The organism is Pseudomonas sp. F-14 TE3482 (assembly GCF_053629455.1).
In genome coordinates, this window is sequence record NZ_JBRJII010000001.1 from 1485195 (window position 1) to 1501470 (window position 16276).

General features: G+C 60.4%; 17 protein-coding genes. 11 read left to right on the top strand and 6 right to left on the bottom strand.

Annotated elements, in window-relative coordinates:
• Positions 1-72: 72 nt before the first annotated feature.
• Positions 73-1467: an argininosuccinate lyase gene (gene argH / locus AB7M26_RS06560; protein WP_123500464.1), complete on the bottom strand. Its 1395-nt coding sequence runs from the start codon at positions 1465-1467 to the stop codon at positions 73-75.
• 461 nt (positions 1468-1928) lie between these two features.
• Here argH and AB7M26_RS06565 point away from each other — a divergent pair, with 461 nt between their 5' ends.
• From AB7M26_RS06565 to AB7M26_RS06595, 7 genes are all read left to right on the top strand, one after another.
• Positions 1929-2675, top strand: a complete 747-nt coding sequence (locus AB7M26_RS06565) for a LytR/AlgR family response regulator transcription factor (RefSeq protein ID WP_007899317.1) — start codon at positions 1929-1931, stop codon at positions 2673-2675.
• 126 nt (positions 2676-2801) lie between these two features.
• Positions 2802-3743: a hydroxymethylbilane synthase gene (gene hemC / locus AB7M26_RS06570; RefSeq protein ID WP_123500462.1), complete on the top strand. Its 942-nt coding sequence runs from the start codon at positions 2802-2804 to the stop codon at positions 3741-3743.
• Positions 3740-4507 carry a uroporphyrinogen-III synthase gene (locus AB7M26_RS06575; protein ID WP_429388405.1) on the top strand — a complete coding sequence of 256 codons (768 nt, stop codon included), beginning with the start codon at positions 3740-3742 and terminating at the stop codon, positions 4505-4507. The genes hemC and AB7M26_RS06575 overlap by 4 nt, the downstream gene beginning before the upstream one ends.
• Before the next feature lie 16 nt (positions 4508-4523).
• Positions 4524-5678, top strand: coding sequence for a uroporphyrinogen-III C-methyltransferase (locus AB7M26_RS06580; RefSeq protein WP_429388408.1), 1155 nt, complete (start codon positions 4524-4526; stop codon positions 5676-5678).
• Positions 5675-6913 (top strand): heme biosynthesis protein HemY, encoded by a 1239-nt coding sequence (locus AB7M26_RS06585; protein ID WP_123500457.1) that lies wholly within the window; start codon positions 5675-5677, stop codon positions 6911-6913. The genes AB7M26_RS06580 and AB7M26_RS06585 overlap by 4 nt, the downstream gene beginning before the upstream one ends.
• A 264-nt stretch (positions 6914-7177) precedes the next feature.
• On the top strand, positions 7178-7729 hold the full coding sequence (locus AB7M26_RS06590; RefSeq protein ID WP_123500455.1) for a disulfide bond formation protein B: 552 nt from the start codon (positions 7178-7180) through the stop codon (positions 7727-7729).
• A 179-nt stretch (positions 7730-7908) separates the two neighbouring features.
• Positions 7909-8367, top strand: coding sequence for an Rsd/AlgQ family anti-sigma factor (locus tag AB7M26_RS06595; RefSeq protein ID WP_007899333.1), 459 nt, complete (start codon positions 7909-7911; stop codon positions 8365-8367).
• A gap of 62 nt (positions 8368-8429) precedes the next feature.
• Here AB7M26_RS06595 and AB7M26_RS06600 read toward each other — a convergent pair whose 3' ends face one another.
• Complete coding sequence (locus AB7M26_RS06600) at positions 8430-9095, bottom strand: FKBP-type peptidyl-prolyl cis-trans isomerase (RefSeq protein ID WP_123500453.1); 666 nt, start codon at positions 9093-9095, stop codon at positions 8430-8432.
• Positions 9096-9287: 192 nt separating this feature from the next.
• Between AB7M26_RS06600 and AB7M26_RS06605 the strand changes: the two genes are divergently transcribed.
• Positions 9288-10382, top strand: a complete 1095-nt coding sequence (locus AB7M26_RS06605) for an AlgP family protein (protein WP_123500451.1) — start codon at positions 9288-9290, stop codon at positions 10380-10382.
• Here the strand turns inward: AB7M26_RS06605 and AB7M26_RS06610 are convergent.
• Entirely contained in the window at positions 10379-10843 is a 465-nt protein-coding gene (locus AB7M26_RS06610) for a TIGR02444 family protein (RefSeq protein WP_123500449.1), read from the bottom strand. The genes AB7M26_RS06605 and AB7M26_RS06610 overlap by 4 nt on opposite strands.
• A gap of 50 nt (positions 10844-10893) precedes the next feature.
• Between AB7M26_RS06610 and AB7M26_RS06615 the strand changes: the two genes are divergently transcribed.
• From AB7M26_RS06615 to AB7M26_RS06625, 3 genes are all read left to right on the top strand, one after another.
• Positions 10894-12804, top strand: coding sequence for an ATP-binding cassette domain-containing protein (locus AB7M26_RS06615; RefSeq protein ID WP_123500447.1), 1911 nt, complete (start codon positions 10894-10896; stop codon positions 12802-12804).
• Positions 12804-13385, top strand: coding sequence for a mechanosensitive ion channel family protein (locus tag AB7M26_RS06620; RefSeq protein ID WP_123500445.1), 582 nt, complete (start codon positions 12804-12806; stop codon positions 13383-13385). The genes AB7M26_RS06615 and AB7M26_RS06620 overlap by 1 nt, the downstream gene beginning before the upstream one ends.
• A gap of 255 nt (positions 13386-13640) precedes the next feature.
• Positions 13641-14273, top strand: a complete 633-nt coding sequence (locus AB7M26_RS06625; protein ID WP_123500443.1) for a LysE family transporter — start codon at positions 13641-13643, stop codon at positions 14271-14273.
• 249 nt (positions 14274-14522) lie between these two features.
• Here the strand turns inward: AB7M26_RS06625 and AB7M26_RS06630 are convergent, their stop codons facing one another.
• The 3 genes from AB7M26_RS06630 to AB7M26_RS06640 are packed head-to-tail and all read right to left on the bottom strand — an operon-like array spanning position 14523 to position 16268.
• Positions 14523-15266, bottom strand: a complete 744-nt coding sequence (locus AB7M26_RS06630) for a penicillin-binding protein activator LpoB (RefSeq protein ID WP_123500441.1) — start codon at positions 15264-15266, stop codon at positions 14523-14525.
• A 3-nt stretch (positions 15267-15269) separates the two neighbouring features.
• A complete protein-coding gene (gene lpoB, locus AB7M26_RS06635; protein ID WP_123500440.1) occupies positions 15270-15857 on the bottom strand; it encodes a penicillin-binding protein activator LpoB in 588 nt (195 codons plus the stop codon).
• A 39-nt stretch (positions 15858-15896) separates the two neighbouring features.
• Complete coding sequence (locus AB7M26_RS06640; RefSeq protein WP_007899347.1) at positions 15897-16268, bottom strand: YcfL family protein; 372 nt, start codon at positions 16266-16268, stop codon at positions 15897-15899.
• Between the last annotated feature and the right edge of the window lie 8 nt (positions 16269-16276).

The window sequence follows — 16276 nt, forward strand, 5'->3', positions numbered from 1 at the left end:
CAGGTTTCTCTGTCTGCCATAGATTTTGGCCCGTCGGAGATCCTTGTGGGAGCGGGCTTGCCCGCGAAGCTTTTAACGGCTGGCGAGCAACGCCTGACCGCGAGCAACAGCCTTCTTGACCTGCGCCGGCGCAGTCCCGCCGATATGGTCACGGGCATTCACCGAGCCTTCCAGGGTCAGCACGGCAAATACATCCTGCTCGATCTGATCGCTGAACTTGCGCAGTTCTTCCAGGCTCATTTCCGCCAGGTCCTTGCCGCTTTCCACGCCATACTTCACCGCGTGGCCAACGATTTCGTGGCAATCACGGAACGGCAGGCCACGGCGTACCAGATAGTCAGCCAGGTCGGTGGCGGTGGAGAAACCCCGCAGGGCCGCTTCGCGCATCATCGCGTGTTTCGGCTTGATCGCCGGGATCATGTCGGCGAAGGCGCGAAGCGAGTCGCGCAGGGTGTCGGCGGCGTCGAACAGCGGTTCCTTGTCTTCCTGGTTGTCCTTGTTGTAGGCCAGTGGCTGGCCTTTCATCAGGGTCAGCAAGCCCATCAACGCGCCGAATACCCGGCCAGTCTTGCCGCGAACCAGTTCTGGCACGTCCGGGTTTTTCTTTTGCGGCATGATTGAGCTGCCGGTGCAGAAACGATCTGGCAGATCGATGAACTGGAACTGTGCGCTGGTCCATAGCACCAGCTCTTCGGAGAAACGCGACAAGTGCATCATCGCGATGCTCGCGGCCGAGCAGAACTCGATGGCGAAGTCGCGATCGGACACGTTGTCCAGGGAGTTACCGCCGACCGCGTCGAAGCCCAGCAGTTGAGCGGTGTACTCGCGATCGATCGGGTAAGTAGTGCCGGCCAGTGCGGCGCTGCCCAGCGGCATGCGGTTGGTGCGCTTGCGGCAGTCCACCAGGCGCTCGTAGTCGCGGCTGAGCATTTCGAACCAGGCCAGCATGTGATGCCCGAAGGTCACCGGCTGCGCGGTTTGCAGGTGGGTGAAGCCCGGCATGATGCTGGCGGCTTCGCGCTCGGCCTGCTCCAGCAGGCCTTGTTGCAGACGGGTTATTTCGCCCAGGATCAGGTCGATCTCGTCACGCAGCCACAGGCGGATGTCGGTAGCGACCTGGTCGTTACGGCTGCGGCCGGTGTGCAGCTTTTTACCGGTGACGCCGATGCGGTCGGTCAGACGCGCCTCGATGTTCATGTGCACGTCTTCAAGGTCGATGCGCCAGTCGAACTGGCCGGCCTCGATTTCACCCTGGATGGTGTTCAGGCCATCGATGATGCTGTCGCGCTCGGCATCGGTCAGCACGCCGACCTTGGCCAGCATGCTGGCGTGGGCGATCGAGCCCATGATGTCGTGGCGATACAGGCGCTGGTCGAAGGTGACGGAGGCGGTGAAGCGGGCGACGAAGGCGTCGACGGGTTCACTGAAGCGGCCGCCCCAGGACTGATTGGTCTTGTCAGTGCTCATGAATTCGCTCGTATCGGCTTGAAGAAAGATGGCGTGAAACGCTGACGCGGATAATAACAGGGTTGCCAATCCTGTCGCTGACACTGGTCGACAGGTTTTTTTCTCATCGCGCCACCCCTGCTCGAAGCAAGCGATGCGGAAATTGCGCAACGATATTTCTCAATTGAGCAATATCGTCCCGCCAACCGTCTACAGTTGGACAGAGGATCAGCGCACTTCTCGATGCTGCAGCTGACTATAGAGAGAAGAGGGGTGTTCATATTGTGTATCAGCAAACCCTACGGCGATGCCTCGCCAGTGCGGGCCTGGGCCGCCAGTCACGCGGCAGATAAAAATTTAGCCGCCGGTCTCGCGGCACTTTTTGGCCCTCGCGCTAGTCTTAGCGTGGATCGCGGTGACGGACGTCACTTCACCTGTCTACGCTATCCTTGTGCGAGACTCACGCAGGAATCCAGCGCAATATGAATGTCCTGATCGTTGATGACGAACCCCTGGCCCGCGAGCGCCTGAGCCGAATGGTCGGCGAACTCGAGGGATACAATGTCCTGGAGCCCAGCGCCACGAACGGCGAAGAGGCGTTGGCACTGATCGACAGTCACAAACCGGATATCGTGCTGCTCGATATTCGCATGCCGGGCCTCGATGGCCTGCAAGTGGCTGCACGATTGTGCGAACGCGAAACCCCGCCCGCCGTGGTGTTTTGCACCGGGCCCGATGAATTTGCCGTGGAAGCCCTGCAGGCTAGCGCCGTGGGCTATCTGGTGAAGCCAGTGCGCACAGAACAGTTACATGAAGCATTAAAGAAAGCCGAGCGACCCAATCGTGTCCAGCTCGCGGCCTTGACTCGCCCGGCGGCCGAAACCGGTAGCGGCCCGCGCAGCCACATCAGCGCCCGCACCCGAAAAGGCATCGAGCTGATTCCGTTGGGCCAGGTGGTCTACTTCATCGCCGACCACAAGTACGTCACCTTGCGTCATGAAGGTGGTGAAGTGCTGCTCGACGAACCACTCAAGGCCCTTGAAGACGAATTTGGCGACCGTTTCGTGCGGATCCACCGCAATGCACTGGTGGCTCGCGAACGCATCGAGCGGCTGCAACGCACGCCCCTGGGGCATTTCCAGTTGTTTCTCAAAGGCCTGAACGGCGATGCCCTGATCGTCAGCCGACGCCATGTGGCCGGCGTGCGCAAAATGATGCAACAGCTTTAAAGGCGGATTTGCAGCCTGTTACCGGACATCAAGGGCCAGGGAGGCCACGCAGTTTCTGATACAAGTCAAAGTGGATTTGGCTGAGCTGTTATTATCTGCCGTATCTATTCAAGTACGGATTGATCCATGTCCTCTCGCGAAATCCGCATCGCCACCCGCAAAAGTGCTCTCGCCCTGTGGCAGGCCGAATACGTCAAGGCTCGTCTGGAAGAGGCCCATCCGGGCCTGCTCGTGACGCTGGTGCCTATGGTCAGTCGCGGCGACAAGCTGCTCGATTCGCCGCTGTCGAAAATCGGCGGCAAGGGCCTGTTTGTCAAGGAGCTGGAAACTGCGCTGTTGGAAAACGCAGCCGACATCGCCGTACATTCCATGAAAGACGTGCCGATGGACTTCCCCGAAGGCCTCGGTCTGTTCTGCATCTGCGAGCGCGAAGACCCGCGCGATGCCTTTGTCTCCAATACCTACGCTAGCCTGGCTGAGTTGCCGCCAGGCAGCATCGTCGGCACCTCCAGCTTGCGTCGCCAGGCGCAGTTGCTGACCCGTCGCCCGGACCTGGAAATCCGCTTTCTGCGTGGCAACGTCAACACTCGCCTGGCCAAGCTCGATGCCGGCGAATACGACGCCATCATCCTCGCCGCGGCGGGTTTGATTCGCTTGGGCTTCGAAGACCGCATCACGTCGGCCATCAGCGTCGAAGACAGTCTGCCGGCCGGTGGCCAGGGCGCGGTCGGTATTGAATGCCGTAGCGTCGACACTGAAATCCACGCACTGCTGGCGCCGCTGCATCACCAGGACACGGCCATTCGCGTTACCGCCGAACGTGCCCTCAACAAACATTTGAATGGCGGCTGCCAGGTGCCAATCGCTTGCTACGCCGTGCTTGAAGGCGAGCAGATCTGGTTGCGTGGGTTGGTGGGTGATCCTAGCGGCGGTTTGTTGCTCAGCGCCGAGGCCCGGGCGCCGCGGGCTGATGCCGAGGCATTGGGTGTGCAAGTGGCCGAAGACCTGCTGAGCCAGGGCGCCGCCGACATTCTGAAAGCAGTCTATGGCGAGGCAGGGCACGAGTGACCGGCTGGCGCCTGTTGCTGACGCGCCCAGCGGATGAATCGGCGGCGCTAGCCCGTGTGTTGGCCGACGCGGGGGTTTTCAGCAGCAGCTTGCCGCTTTTGGATATCGAGCCGATTCCTGCCTCTGACACAATGCGCGAAGTGATTCAGAACCTGGATAGCTATTGCGCGGTGATCGTGGTCAGCAAGCCGGCCGCCAGAATCGCTGTCAGTCTGCTCAACCAGTACTGGCCGCAGCCACCGGGCCTGAAGTGGTTCAGCGTGGGCGCGGCGACGGCGCAGATTCTCGAGGATAACGGGCTGGATGTGAGCTTCCCGGTCGACGGCGACGACAGCGAAGCCTTGCTTGAACTTGCGCCGTTGCGCGAGGCTGTCGCCGGTCCCGATCCGCGAGTGCTGATCCTGCGCGGGGAGGGTGGGCGTGAGCTGCTGGCTGAGCGTTTACGCGAGCTTGGTGCTAGTGTCGAGTATCTGGAGTTGTACCGACGCGGTTTGCCGCAGTACCCGTCGGCAACGCTGCCAGACCGGGTCAAGGCGGAACGCTTGAACGGGCTGGTGGTCAGCAGTGGACAGGGTTTTGAGCACCTGCACCGATTGGCTGGCGATGCCTGGCCGAGCATGGTGCGGCTGCCGTTGTTTGTTCCAAGCCCCAGGGTCGCCGAGCTGGCACGTGCCGCCGGGGCTAAAACAGTTGTGGATTGTCGTGGCGCCAGTGCCGCGGCCTTGCTGGCGGCGTTACGGGAACACCCCGTGCCCGTTTTCTAATGCAAAGGATGGATACGTGAGCGAAACAGCCTTGCCTAAAGATGACGTCCGGCCCGTGCTTGATGCACCGGCTGATGCACCGGTTGAAACTGCGCCACCTGCTGTTGAGCAGCGCCGAGGCAATGGGTTGGCAATCGTCGCGCTACTATTGGGCGCTGCCGGTGTTGCCGTGGGCGGTTGGGGAGTCTGGCAGGTGCGTCACCTGCAGGCCAATAACCAGCAACAGTTGAGTCAGGTTCAGGCGCTGAATGATCAGGCCCAGAGCTTGAAGCTCAACGAGCAACGCCTGACGGCTCGTCTCGAGCAAATGCCGGCCGCCGAGGAACTCGACGCGCGCAGTCGTTTGGTCACTCAACTCCAAGGCGATCAGCAACGTCTGAATCAACGTCTGGAAACCGTCCTCGGCGCGAGCCGCAAGGATTGGCGTCTGGCCGAAGCCGAACACTTGCTGCGCCTGGCCAGCCTGCGTCTGTCGGCATTGCAGGACATCAGCAGCGCCCAGGCCCTGGTGCAAGGCGCCGACGAAATTCTTCGTGAACAGAACGACCCCGGGGCTTTCGCTGCTCGCGAGCAAGTGGCCAAAACCCTGGTGGCCCTGCGCAGTACCGAACAGCCGGATCGCACCGGGTTGTTCCTGCGACTGGGTGCCTTGCGCGATCAGGTGATCAACCTCACCGAGTTGGCACCTGAGTACAAGGATCGAGGCGAATCCCTGCTGGGCCTGACCGCTGATGGCGATGGCGCCAGTCGCTGGGCGCAATGGTGGGATCAGATCTCGCGTTATATCCGCATCGATTTCAACGCCGACAAGAATGTCCGGCCGTTGCTGGCAGGGCAGAGCCTGAGCCAGGTGCGTCTGGCCCTGAGCCTGGCGTTGGAGCAGGCACAGTGGGCCGCGCTCAATGGCCAGGCCGCGGTTTACACCCAGGCGTTGGCCGAGGCGCGGGACGTGCTCAAGAGCAACTTCAATCCGGACAACCCTCAGAGCAAAGTCATGCTGGAGCAGGTGGCCGAGTTGAGCAAGCAGCCAGTCACGGTGGTCACGCCAGATCTGACGGGCACGTTGAATACGGTTCAGGCCTATCTTGAGCGTCGTAACATCAACGCCGAGGAGTCGGTGAAACCTCTGGCCAAACCTGCCGCAAGCACGACACAGGAGGCCGCGCCATGAAGCGCCTCTATGTGATCGTTTTCGTGGTCATTGCGGCGGCTGCCGCGCTGGGGCTGGCGATTGCCGAGCATTCCGGCTACGTGCTGATCGCCTACAAAACTTTCCGTTACGAATCGAGCCTGTGGGCAACCCTCGCCCTGGTGGCCGTGCTGTGGCTGGTGTTCTGGGGCATCAAGGCGCTGATCGAGCTGGTGACGACTTCCGGTGGAGTGGTCAATCCATGGTCCCGGCGCAATCGCAGTCGGCGGGTGCAAGTGGCGATAGAACACGGTCAGCTGGATTTGGCCGAGGGCCGCTGGGCCAGTGCGCAGCGTCATTTGTATCGCGCAGCGGAAGCCGAGCGCCAGCCGCTGCTCTACTACCTCGGTGCCGCCCGCGCCGCGAACGAACAAGGTCACTACGAGGAAAGCGACAATCTGCTGGAGCGCGCCCTCGAGCGGCAGCCCCAGGCCGAGCTGGCGATTGCCTTGAGCCATGCCCAGTTGCAGACTGACCGCGGCGATACTGAAGGCGCGCTGGTAACCCTGCAAGCCATGCACGAGCGTCACCCTCATAACGTCCAGACCTTGCGCCAGTTGCAGCGCCTGCTTCAGCAGCGGGGCGACTGGTCGGCAGTGATTCGCTTGTTGCCGGAGTTACGCAAGGACAAGGTATTGCCACCGGCCGAACTGGCTGAGCTGGAGCGCCGTGCCTGGGGTGAAAATCTTTCGTTGGCGGCGCAGCGGGAAGAGGACGGAACGGTCGGTTTGCAATCGCTCAATCGCGCCTGGCAGCAACTCACCGCCGCTCAGCGCCAGGAACCGCAACTGGTGCTGGCCTATGCCGAGCAATTGCGGCAACTAGGGGCACAGGTCGAGGCCGAGGAGGTCCTGCGTGCAGCCCTCAAGCGCAAATACGACAGCCATCTGGCACGCCTTTATGGGCTGGTTCGCGGCAGCGATCCGGCCAGGCAGCTGCACACCGCCGAGGGTTGGCTCAAGGATCATCCCGCCGACCCGAGCCTGCTGCTGACGTTGGGCCGTTTGTGCCTGCAAAGCAGTCTGTGGGGCAAGGCCCGGGATTATCTGGAGAGCAGCCTGCGCGTGCAGCGCAACCCTGAAGCCTGCGCCGAGCTGGCGCGGTTGCTGGCGCAACTGGGTGACACCGAACGCAGTAATCAGCTGTTCCAGGAGGGCTTGGGTCTACTGGATGAGCGTTTGCTGGCGGCACCGCTGCCGGTGCCGGCTCACGCCTGATTCCCGCTGTAGCAGCTGGCGCAGCCTGCGCAGCCAAACGCAGGCTGCGCCAGCTGCTACAAGGGCGGGAATCGCTTCGAATCCGCCACGGTTTCAGCGTTGTCATCCTTCGCCGGCAAAGTCCTACAGAGGACTACATCAAATCCTCTCGACACTGTCGGGAATTCCCTACACTTCTGGTGAAGTGTCCGTGGGGGTCTGCCTTGAAAGGCTGCTGCGCTTTCCTCTACCGTAACCGCCTGTCTCTACTGTTACGGAAAAGCCATGTCTTTGGCCTGCTCACGCTCCTTGTTTTTCATGGTTTTCATTGCAGGTGCCCTGGCCTTGGGCGTTTCCTATCACCTGGAATATGTGGTCGGCCTCAAGCCTTGCGGGTTGTGCCTGTTGCAGCGGGTTTGCCTGGCACTGCTGACGGGTGTCTGCCTGGCGGCTTCGGTGCAGGGACCTGGACGCTTTGGATCCTTCCTGTATTGGTTGCTGGGTCTGTTCTGCAGTCTGGCGGGCACCATCACGGCGTGGCGGCAGGTGGTGTTGCAGAGCGATCCGGTGCATCAGTTATCGACATGTTCGCCTGATCTGGCCGATCTGTTCGCCAGTACGCCCTGGCTGTGTGTCGTGCAGCGAATGTTCCAAGGAACCGCCGATTGCGCGGAAATTTCCTGGACGCTGTTCGACCTGAGCATCCCGGAATGGAGTTTGCTGTTCTTCGTTGCGATGATGATTCTGGGCGGGTATCAGTTGCTGCGCCTTGTCTGGATCGCGTGTCAGCGACCGCTCAGCGGCGAGTCGTCGCACCGGGCATTGGCGGGTGATTAAACACTTGTATGAACTTTATCTCCTGCGTACCTTGAAGCCATAAGCGCGCGGGCATAATCTGGCCCGCACGTGTCATTGGATTTATGTTGCTCGAATGACGCTCTGCCTGGTCGATTCTTGATCTTCAAGTGTGCGACAGGTGTAGAGCAGCATGACCCACAAGGGAAGAGAGAATCACCATGCTCGAAAGTTGTCAGAATGCTCAGGAACGTTGGGGTGGAGTGCATCTGCTGATCGATCGCTGGTTGCAGGAGCGTCACGAACTGGTTCGGGCCTATGACGCTCTCGGCGCCAAGCCCGAAGCTTTGGGCGAGAACCGAAAACCGTTGCAGGAATTCTGCGGTGTACTGGTCGACTACGTGTCTGCCGGGCATTTCGAGATCTACGAACAACTGACGGGCGAAGCCAAGGCGTTCGGTGATACTCGTGGTCTGGAGTTGGCCGAGACAATTTACCCGCGCATCGACGTCATCACCGAGAAGCTGCTGGCGTTCAACGACCTGTGTGACGCCGGCAAGTGTGTCGCGGAGAAATTCAAGGAGCTGGGTGGCTTGTTGCACGAACGCTTCGAACTGGAAGATTGCCTGATCGAAGTGCTGCACACCGCCCACAAGGAAGAGGATTCGGTTCAGGCCTGAACCTTATCCGGCAACACCCTCAAAACGGTGCGCAAATGCGCGCCGTTTTTCGTTTCCGGTTTTCAGCTTTTAGCACCGCGCAATTCGACCTCGAATACCAGCGGCGTGAATGGCGCAATCAGGTCGCCGGCACCCTCGGCACCATAGGCTTGGGCCGATGGGATCACCAGTCGCCATTTCGCGCCGACCGGCATGTTTTGCAGCGCACTGCGCCAACCCGTGATCACACTATCCAGACTGAACCACTGCGGTTGGCTGTTCTGGTCGAACACTGAACCGTCAGGCAGGCGTCCGATATACAACACCTGGACCTTGCCATTCGGACCGGCCTTGGCACCGGTGCCCGGCGCCAACTCTGTCAGCAATATTCCATCGGCCAGTTCGCGAACGCCGGGTTTGGCTTTTTCTTCAACGAGAAACCGTCGCTCGTTTTCCAATGCCAATTCGCTTTGCGGCTCAGGCGACTGCATGGCAACCCGGGCTTCATGCTCAGCCAGAATCTGTTCGATCCGCTCATCTTTCAGTGCCAGCGGCTTGCCTTGATAGGCTTGCTGCAAACCTTCGAGCAGGGCCTGAAGTTGCAGGTCCGGAACTTCCTGGCGCAAGCGTTCGCCAAGGCTTGCGCCCAAGCTGTAAGCGAGATCGTGAGTGTCATTTGCGGCGGTTTTTTCGGCGGCCTGGGCCACGGAAAAAAACACGCACAGCGATAAAAATAGGTAGCGCGACATGGGCACTCTCCGACCTGAGATGCGCAGGATTATGCCAGTGTGAATGCGTTCAAAGGTGAACTGGTTTTGCGCAAGCACAGAACATTTTTACTTCGTTGCAACGTAGTGCTTTCGATACTGTCAACATGCCCTAGCGGCGGTTGCAGCAGAGGTCTAGTATGAGCCGCATTCACGTCAGCCAGGAGGTAAACCATGTCGGCCACCAAGAAGCCAGTAAATACTCCGTTGCACTTACTCCAACAACTCTCGGGCAGCCTGCTCGAGCATTTGGAAAACGCTTGTTCCCAAGCCTTGGCTGATGCTGAAAAACTGCTCGCCAAACTGGAGAAGCAGCGCGGAAAAGCACAGGAAAAGTTGCACAAATCCCGGACCAAATTGCAGGACGCTGCGGCGGCCGGCAAAGCCAAGGCGCAAGCCAAGGCCAAGGAGGCGGTGAAAGAACTTGAGAACTTGCTCGATGCCCTCAAGGATCGCCAGTCCGAAACGCGCAGCTACATCCTGCAACTCAAACGCGACGCTCAAGAAAGCCTGAAACTGGCCCAGGGTGTCGGTCGTGTCCAAGAGGCTGTCGGCAAGGCGTTGTCCCTGCGTTCGGCCAAGCCAGCTGCGGCTCCTGCCAAGAAAGCCGCTGCCAAACCGGCTGCTGCAAAAGCACCGGCCAAGTCTGCTGCCAAACCGGCTGCCAAAGCACCGGTGAAAGCCGCAGCAAAACCTGCCGCTAAACCTGCGGCGAAAAAAACAGTCGCTGCAAGCGCTGCAAAACCGGCTACAAAACCTGCCGCCAAGCCAGCCGCTGCCAAAACAGCTGCCGCTAAACCGGCTGCAAGAACCGCTGCTGCTAAACCCGCGGTGGCGAAAACTGCAGCGGCGAAAGCAGCTGCCAAACCGGCCGCAAAACCAGCTGCAAAAACTGCCGCTGCGAAACCTGCTGCCAAGCCAGCCGCGAAATCAGTCGCGACTAAAACAGCTGCCAAGCCAGCTGCAAAAGCTGCAGCCAAACCGGCTGCCAAAACTGCTGCTGCAAAACCTGCTGCAGCCAAGCCAGCTACTGCTGCAAAACCTGCCGCAGCGAAACCAGCAGCCAAACCTGCCGCTGCCAAACCGGCTGCAAAACCAGCGGTGAAAAAACCGGTTGCCGCCAAGCCGGCCGCCGCGCCAGTTGCCAAGCCAGCCAACCCGGTTCCGGCGGCAACGTCTGCTTTAGCAGCAGCCACCTCGACAACGCCGCCAGCGCCAACGCCGGCCGCCGCATCGATTGCAGCAACCACCCCAACCAGCGCTTCCTAAGCGCCGGTTACCGCGACGCGCAGCTGATGCAGCGCGTCGCGGTCCAGGTGGGCGGCACCCGCCGCCACACCTTCCAGCCAGGCCGATAGATCGGTCGCCTCATCCTGCGGCCAACTCAACGCCGATCGTTCCAGTCGCACCAACAGACGTCGCTCGGCATCCAGTTCGAGTGCCTTCACTTGCTCGCGCAACGCATTCAGTTCGCTATCGCCGATGGCAACGACTTTCCAATTCACCCGCAAGGCTCGCAGCGGTTGCACCACGTCTGCGTCCCACGACTCGGCCACGCTACGCAGTTGCTGCAATCGGTCTTCGTTACAGGCGACGCCACGTTCTCCCAGCCATAACCCGCAGAGCAGCAAGCACACATTGATACCCGCCGACTGTAATTGCAGGCAAGCATCTTCAACGCCGGGACGGGCGTAAGTGCCAAGGGAAAAGCTCCACAGGTCAGAGGACATAGTGCTACTCGCGCCAGTTGCGAGCGAAGCTGGTAGACTCCGCCGCCATTATGATTCGACTTCAGAACCTCACTTTACAGCGTGGCCCGCAACGTCTGCTAGAAGACGCCGAGCTGACCCTGCACGCCGGCCACAAAGCCGGCCTCATCGGTGCCAACGGCGCCGGCAAATCGAGCCTGTTCGCCTTGATTCGTGGCGAACTGCACCCGGACTCGGGTGACTGCTTCCTGCCGGCCGACTGGCGCATCGCCCACATGCGCCAGGAAATCGAGACGCTCGAACGCATCGCGGTCGACTACGTGCTCGATGGTGACCTGCGCCTGCGCGAGGTGCAACGCGACCTCGCCGCAGCCGAAGCGGCCCATGACGGTGCCGCTCAGGCCCGCCTGCACTCGGAACTCGACAGCGCCGACGGCTACACCGCCGATGCCCGGGCTCGAAAGCTGCTGGCCGGCCTTGGGTTCACCAACGAGCAGATGGATCGGCAAGTAGGAGATTTCTCCGGTGGCTGGCGGATGCGTCTGAATCTGGCGCAGGCTTTGATGTGTCCTTCGGACCTGTTGCTACTCGACGAACCGACCAACCACTTGGACCTCGACGCCATCATCTGGCTCGAAGAGTGGCTTAAAAGCTACCCCGGCACCTTGCTGCTGATTTCCCACGACCGGGACTTCCTCGATGCCGTGGTCGATCACGTAGCCCACGTCGATCAACGCAAGATCACCCTGTATCGCGGTGGTTACAGCGCTTTCGAACGCGCCCGTGCCGAACGTCTGGCCCAGCAACAACAGGCCTACGAGAAGCAGCAGGCGCAACGTGCGCACATGGAAAGCTACATCGCCCGCTTCAAGGCTCAGGCCACCAAGGCCCGTCAGGCCCAGAGCCGGATCAAGGCACTGGAGCGGATGGAAGAACTGTCCGCCGCCCACGTCGATTCGCCGTTCGACTTCGTCTTCCGCGAGTCGACGAAAATTTCCAGCCCGCTGATCGACCTGTCGGATGCTCGACTGGGTTACGGCGACAAAGCCGTGCTGGAGAAGGTCAAGCTGCAACTGACCCCCGGCGCGCGGATCGGTTTGCTCGGCCCGAACGGCGCGGGTAAATCGACCCTGATCAAAAACCTCGCCGGTGAGCTTGAGCCGTTGGCCGGTCGCCTGACGCGCGGTGAAAACACCGTCGTTGGCTACTTCGCCCAGCATCAGCTGGATTCTCTCGACTCCAAAGCCAGCCCGTTGCTGCACTTGCAGCGCCTGGCGCCGACCGAGCGGGAGCAACCCTTGCGCGACTTCCTCGGAGGGTTCGACTTCCGCGGCGCGCGTATCGATGAGCCGGTACTGAATTTCTCCGGCGGTGAGAAGGCGCGTCTGGCCTTGGCATTGATCGCTTGGGATCGACCGAACCTGTTGCTGCTCGACGAACCGACCAACCACCTGGATCTGGAAATGCGTCTGGCGCTGACCATGGCCCTGCAGGAATTCAGTGGCGCGGTACTGGTGGTCTCACACGATCGCCATCTGCTCAAAAGCACCACTGACAATTTCTATCTGGTGGCAGACGGCAAGGTCGAGGAGTTCGACGGCGACCTGGAAGACTACGCCCGTTGGCTGGTCGAATACCGTCAACGCAATGCCCCGGTCAGCAATACCCCGGTCAATCCGGACAAGACCGACAAGAAGGCCCAGCGCCAGGCCGCCGCTGCGTTGCGTCAGCAATTGGCACCGCACAAGCGTGAGGCTGACAAGCTTGAAGCCGAGCTGGGCAAGCTGCACGAGAAACTGGCAAAGATCGATGCCAGCCTTGGCGACAGCGACATTTACGAGCCGATGCGCAAGAACGACTTGCGTGATCTGCTGGCTGAACAGGCCAAGCTGAAGGTGCGTGAGGCCGAGCTGGAAGAAGCCTGGATGGAAGCGCTCGAATTGCTCGAAAGCATGCAGGCGGAGCTGGAGGCACTGTCCTGATGGAAGCCTACAAGCTGCCGCTGCCGGCTGGGTGGGGCGAGCCACTCTGGCTGGTCGTGCAAATTCTGCTGATCCTGCTGGCCGGTTATATCGCCCAGCGCGTCGTCGCTAAATGTCTGACTCGATTGGGTGAGCGCTACCCGTTTCCGCCGCAGTTTTTCATGCCGCTGCGCGGCGGTTTGCGCTGGCTGATCATGGGCAGCGCGCTGATCTTCGTGCTGGAGCGCCTTGGCGTGTCGGCCACGGTGCTCTGGACGGCGTTGTCCGGTTTCGTTGCGGTGGCCGCCGTGGCGTTTTTCGCCATGTGGAGCGTGCTGTCCAACCTGTTATGCGCAATTCTGATCTTCACCGTCGGCCCGTTCCGTATCGGCGATGTGGTCGAGTTGGTGGATACCACCGATAAGCCCGGCGTCAAAGGCCGGGTGGTGGCGATCAATCTGCTCTACACCACGCTGATCGAAGCCGAAGAACTCGGCACCGGCAGTGCCATGGTTCAAGTGCCCAACAGCCTGTTCTTCCAGCGCTCGGTTCGACGCTGGCGTGGGACGGATGTGTTTCCTTCGAACGGGTTTGAAAAGTAAGCCTTCTGTTGCCTGACACACCGCCATCGCGGGCAAGCCCGCTCCCACAGTTTTTTTGGAGTCGGATTACAGGTTTGTGATCAGCCCGAAACCCTGTGGGAGCGGGCTTGCCCGCGATGGCGGTCCGTCAGACGATGGGCCCTTCTAGCCGTAAACGCTGGTCGGCAGTCGGCATGTCCTGTAAAAAATCGGTAGTCATCGGCCCAAAGGCGCATTAGCTTAGACGTCTGTCACGAGTCTGAATCGAGGTGTGCGATGCTGCTTCAAACATGGCTGGCGTTTTTTGCCGCCTGCTGGGTGATCAGTCTTTCTCCCGGTGCCGGCGCCATTGCGTCGATGTCCAGCGGTTTGCGCTACGGTTTCTGGCGCGGTTACTGGAACGCTCTGGGCCTGCAACTGGGCCTGGCCTTGCAGATCGCGATTGTCGCTGCCGGTGTGGGTGCGATCCTCGCGGCCTCCGCCACGGCGTTCTATGCGATCAAATGGTTTGGCGTGGCCTACCTGGTCTACCTCGCGGTCAAGCAATGGCGCGCGCTACCCAATGACATGAGCGACGACGCAGCCGTACGGCAGATCGGCAAGCCAATGGCGCTGGTGTTCCGTGGCTTTCTGGTGAACGTCAGCAACCCCAAGGCCTTGGTGTTCATGCTCGCGGTGCTGCCGCAATTCATCGACCCCCACGCGCCGCTGGTGGCCCAGTACCTGATCCTCGGCGTGACCATGATCTGTGTCGACCTGATCGTCATGGCCGGCTACACCGGACTGGCGGCCAAGGTGCTGCGTTTGCTGCGCACGCCCAAGCAGCAACAACGGATGAACCGTACTTTTGCCGGGCTGTTCATTGGCGCGGCGGCGTTCATGGCGACCCTGCGCAAAGCGGCGGTGTAAAACCTCCAGGTACAAAAAAGGCGACCTCTTCAGGTCGCCTTTTTCATTTGTGACGAGGGAGCTTTTGTGGCGAGGGGGCTTGCCCCCGCTCGGCTGCGCAGCAGTCGTAAAACCGGCTGATACGGGTTGGACTGACTACTGGGGCCGCTTCGCGGCCCAACGGGAGCAAGCTCCCTCGCCACAAAGCCACAAAGCCACAAAGCCACAAAGCCACAAAGCCCCATCGTCACAGAGTGCCTGACCTGAATATCAGCGCAGAATGACTGGCGCCGTATCCTGCGGCAGGTTATTGCGCAACGGCGCTTGCCCCGGCTGCTCGTAACCACCGCCACCGAGCTGTTGGCTCAATTGCGCAGCCACATCCTCACCCAGCGCCTTGGACACGTCACGTACCACCCGTGGACGGTTCAGCGAGATCTTGATGTCCCGACCATTCACCAGTTTGGTGTCCTGACCTTCGCCCATCGCCGTGAAAGCCGAGGTGATTTCAAAGGTCTTGGTGTTGATCAGGCTGAAGTCCGCCACCAGCGTCAGCCCCAGCACCGCCGAATAGCTGTCGGTGTTGGCCAGCTCGTTCATGTCGCGGGTGAAGTCGATGTCTGACACGGTGCCGAACAGCACGTAGTCGGCACCCTTGAAGCTGCCGGCCTTGATCCGCTTGATCACGTCATACACGTCACCTTTGGACGATGCTGTGTAAGGCGTGCCCTGCACCAGCTGGAACATGCCGGTGCGTAGAATCTCGCCCTTGATGTCGCCGGTGAATTTACGCAGCTCGCCTTGCTCGATGTAGCTGCTGGTTGCTTCGATCTCGTTGTAACTCGAAGAGCCGCTGGCGCCGTAGTAACTCTGGCTGTGGTTGCTCTGTGCCGAAACGATATGGATGTATTGCTCCACTCGCTCCTGATACGCCAGATCCGTCACCGCGACTTTCGGGGCCGCTTGCACGCTGAACGCGCAAGCCAGGGCCATCATGCCAATCCATGTGCGCATCGATTAACGCTCCGTGGTTTTGCGGATCTCTTTTTCGTCCATCCACTCGGCCAGACCGCTTTCAACGTCGATCAACTGCAGGCTGAATTTGTAGAAGACGTCCTTGTAATCGCTGCTGCGCTTGACGATCGAGCTGATCGAACCTTCAAGACGGTATTGGGCGGCGATCATGTTGCCGGTCTTGGCCACGGTGCTTTTCTTGTACAAACCGCTCTGGTTTTGCAGCTTGAGCTGGTCAACCTGGCTTTGCATGGCGGTGTTGTCGCTGGCGAAGCGGGCAGTGCCGGACTTCATCAGTTGGGTCTTGATGCTGGTGGTGATTTCGCGGGTATCGATGTACTCGCTGGTCTTGTTCTTCACGTCGTAGACCTGAACCACCGGACGGCCTTGCAGGATGCCGGACTGGGCCAGGGAGCGGGTCATGGATTCGGCGATCATCTGCAGGTCGGTGGAACCGAACTCGTTGGTCACGGTTTCCACGGCCTTGGTGTCACCGTAGCTGATGTTTTTGCTGCCAAGCGTTGGCGAAGTGTTGGCGCAACCGCTGGCCAGGAGGGCGATGACGGCGATGAACGAAAAGCGTGCAAACATGGGAATGCTCTCTAAAACTGAACGAATAGGGTGTCGGGCTTAAGGCGTTTTGATTTCGAGACGGAAATCCACGGCTTTGGCGGTTGGCGCAATCGCCTGAATGAAACTGGTCTGCTCGCCGTACATCATCTGGCTTTTCCAGGTTTCTTCTTCGGCAACCGGGAAACCTTCAGGGCCGAGCCAGGCAAAACGGTAGTAAAAAGTCTTGTTGTTGTAGCTGGTGTTGCTCAGCTGAGCATTGACCGTCATGAAGCCGTTTTCCCGGGCCACGCGCATGGCGCCGACCACGATGTTCTTGAGCTTGCCCATGGCCACGACCTTGCTGGCCGCGCTGCCTGGCTCCGGCGGTGGCGGGGTGGCGCAGCCAGCCAGCAAGGCCAGGGCGACGACAGCGATGAATTTGAAGCGCATGCAAAGAC